The following is a 3,108-nucleotide window of genomic DNA, read 5'->3' as shown; positions in this document are numbered from 1 at the left end:
GGGGCGAGCAGCACGGGGCGCAGGGCGGGCCGGGCGGCGAAGCGCAGCCGGGCGGCGAGATGCCCCGGATCGGCGGTGGCGGCGTGCGCTTTCACAACCATCTCGCCGCAGCGCACGATCAGCCGATCGTCGCGCCGTGACAGCACGGCGGGCGGCCCATCGGCCTGGCCCGGGCGCAGCCGGCCGACAAGCCGTGCCATGCCCGCCAGCAGCGTGGCCTCGGCCACGTCCGGCCTGATCGCGTCCGGGTTGGTCACCTCGGCCACGTCCGGCCTGGCCGCGTCCGGGTTGGTCACCTCGGCCAGGTCCGGGTTGGTCACCTCGGTCACGTCCGGATCGTTCACCTCGGGCTCAGCGGGTGGGCTTGCGCAGGCGCCAGATGCACTCGGACGGCCACCGCCGGGCCCACGCCTCGTCGCCCCGCTCGGGCTGCTCGGGTTGCTCGGCCCGCTCCCGGGTCGAGCCGCCCGCGGCCTCCACGTCGTACACCTGCTGGCCGCCGCGGTCGTCGAGGGCCGGTGCCTGCGGGCGTGGCTCGAGCAGGTCCTCGATGACGAGGCCGCAGTCCCGGAACAGCCTGATCCAGGCGCCGTAGGGCAGGTTCGCGCTGACCAGGCCGTCGGCCTCGGGCAGCAGACGCAGCGCGAAGTAGTCTCGGGTCAGGCGGGTGCCGGGGGTGTCCCGGCCCGGCCGCACGGTGATCTCGTAGATCGGGCTGAGGTGGCTGAACGCCAGCAGTCCACCGGGGCGCAGCACCCGCGCCGCCTCCGGCATCGCCCGCGCCGGGTCGGCGAAGCAGAACGCGCCGTGATCGGCGAAGACGATGTCGAACGACTCGTCGGCGAAGGGCACCGACTCCGCGCTCGCCTGCACCAGCGGGAAGGTCAGCCCGGTGTCCGCGGCGAGGGTGCGGCTGTGCAGAAGCTGCCGCTCCGACAGGTCGAGCCCGACCGCGCGGGCGCCCCGGCGGACCAGCGCCGTCGACCACTGCCCCCCGCCGCATCCCATCTCCAGCACGTCCCGCCCGGCGACCTCTCCCAGCACGTCGAGGCTGGACTCCGGAATCGCCCACAGCCCCCAGGAAATGTCGCCGGTGAACGCCTGCCGGCGGATCTGCGGGGCGTTCACCCGCTGGTAGTCGTCGGAGATCTCGTTCCACCGAGCCCGGTTGGTGCGTACGTGGGCGTCGGTGCGTGCGCGGGCGTCGCCGTCGATCATCCTGGCCTCGTCCTTCTCCCGGCGGACGCGGACGCGGCGTCCACCCCGCACCGCCGCAGGGCGGGCTCGGGTCAGGACGGGTCGGACCGGGATGCCGGGTCGCCGGGCGGGATCGTCCCGATCGGCGGCTGTCGTGATGGATCAGATCGCTCGATCGGCCATCGTATGAGACCGGGACAAACGCGGATGCCCGGCCTCTGTTCGCGGCGGGTGGGACCATGCCGGTCCGCCGGTTCCCCGGTCCGTCTGGTGACGTTGGGGATGGCGGCGGCGCAGAAGCGGGCCGCGCAGGCAACCGGCACAGGAGGCGACGTGGGCCCGGGACAGGACGTGAGCGCAGGACAGGACGTGAACGTGGGGCAGGACGTGAGCGCGGGACAGCTGGTCAGGATCGGAGCCGTCGAGGTGCGCGTCGCCCCCGGGCTCACCCTCGACTTCGCGCAGCTGCCCGACCGCAGCATCGCGCTCGACGGCGTGGTGCAGGGACCGGCCGTGGACACCGACCGCCACCGCTTCAGCTTCGACCATCACGGCGACTGCCTGCGGCTGGTCACCGCGGCGACCTGTCAGCAGGTCGCGGACGCCATCCTGCTCGGCCTGGAACCGGCTCGTCACACCGCCTACGTCAACGACCTCGACGCGGACACCGCACTGTCGGTGGCGCTGCTCGCCCATCCGCACTGGCTGGCGGGACACACGTCGACGTCGGTCGCGGTCCGCCGACTGGTGGCGTCGGTCGCCGGCCGGGACGCCCACGGCCCGGCGTACCCGGTCATGGACCCCGAGCTCCTGGCGGCGTTCCGCGCCCGGGTGCCCCTGCCCGCTCCCGTTGTCGGTGCCGCTGCAGGGGCGCCCAGCCCCGCCACCGGGCCGGCCACCGGTGGCGGAGCCTGGCTGGCCGTCCATCTCAGCCGGGCGGTGGCCGCCATCGCCGGCCTGGTTGACGATCTCAGCCGGCTGATCGACGCGGCCACCGCCGAGGAGACCGGCGCCCCCACGCCCACCGTGGTGCTGCTGGGCGGCGCTGCGCGAGCATTGGCCGACCCCGCGGGAAGTCCGGCGCCGGGCGACCCGCGGCCGCAGACACATTTCGAGATCACCCGCACCGGCACCGGCTGGGTGCTCGTCACCAGCGACGCCGACGCCCTCGACCAGGTATATGCGGCGGGTTACTCGCGGGTCGTAATGTGGCGGCGCCTGCCGGACGGCTCGACCGCGTACTCCGTCGCGCGGCGCAGCGACCTGGTCGACGGTTTCCCGGTCGGCCCGGTGAGCCGGCCCGGCACGATCCTGGCGGCGCTGGCCGCCCGCGAGCCCGGCTGGGGCGGCGGCAGCTCGATCGGCGGCGCCCCCCGCCACCCTGACGGCCGCCGCAGCGCGCTGGCACCCGACGAGGTGTTCGCCATCGTCGAAGCCACCGTCCTGCGTTCCCCGCCCCCCTCGTAGCCCCGGCTACGGCAGAGGAAATGCCCAGGATCAGATCAGCGTAGTGCAATCCCTCGAGGGATGATCACAGACCCGTGCACGTGCACGGCCTGCCTTGCGACATGGAGTTGCGATCCCTCCAGGGATGATCACGGACCGCCATCGGCACGGACCGCCTAGCCGAGGTAGACGTTGCGATCCCTCCAGGGATGATCACGGACTTCGTCACCCCCGGGTAGTCCTGGAGTCGGTCACGTTGCGATCCCTCCAGGGATGATCACGGACGTTGAGCGCCAGCCCGGGAGAGTCGCCCGCGCGTAGTTGCGATCCCTCCAGGGATGATCACGGACCACCATCCCGGACCCGACACGGATATGGCCCTACGGTTGCGATCCCTCCAGGGATGATCACGGACGGCCGCAGCGGCGTCTACGTCTACGCCGGGATCTGTTGCGATCCCTCCAG

At 73.1% G+C, this 3,108-nt stretch carries 2 protein-coding genes, 1 pseudogene and 1 CRISPR repeat array; of the genes and pseudogenes, 1 reads left to right on the top strand and 2 read right to left on the bottom strand.

What is annotated here, in order from left to right; genetic code table 11:
• Positions 1-329 (bottom strand): annotated as a pseudogene (locus tag ND748_RS19370) (hypothetical protein); the annotation flags it as partial.
• Between the two features lie 22 nt (positions 330-351).
• Positions 352-1,218, bottom strand: a complete 867-nt coding sequence (locus ND748_RS19365; RefSeq protein WP_251747418.1) for a class I SAM-dependent methyltransferase — start codon at positions 1,216-1,218, stop codon at positions 352-354.
• Positions 1,219-1,548: 330 nt separating this feature from the next.
• On the opposite strand from ND748_RS19365, the gene ND748_RS19360 reads away from it, so the two are divergent.
• Positions 1,549-2,664, top strand: a complete 1,116-nt coding sequence (locus tag ND748_RS19360) for a hypothetical protein (protein WP_251747417.1) — start codon at positions 1,549-1,551, stop codon at positions 2,662-2,664.
• A gap of 42 nt (positions 2,665-2,706) precedes the next feature.
• Positions 2,707-3,058: a CRISPR direct-repeat array (repeat unit 30 nt; unit sequence GTTGCGATCCCTCCAGGGATGATCACGGAC).
• Between the last annotated feature and the right edge of the window lie 50 nt (positions 3,059-3,108).

It is taken from the genome of Frankia sp. AiPs1 (genome assembly GCF_023716945.1).
GTDB lineage: Bacteria > Actinomycetota > Actinomycetes > Frankiales > Frankiaceae > Frankia.
The sequence above is the reverse complement of the archived record's forward strand: the minus strand, read 5'-3'. Positions and strand labels throughout refer to the sequence as shown.

Bases quoted from the DNA above. Each gene is read 5' to 3' on its own strand.
- ND748_RS19365 (WP_251747418.1), bottom strand. From the start codon at position 1,218: ATGATCGACGGCGACGCCCGCGCACGCACCGACGCCCACGTACGCACC.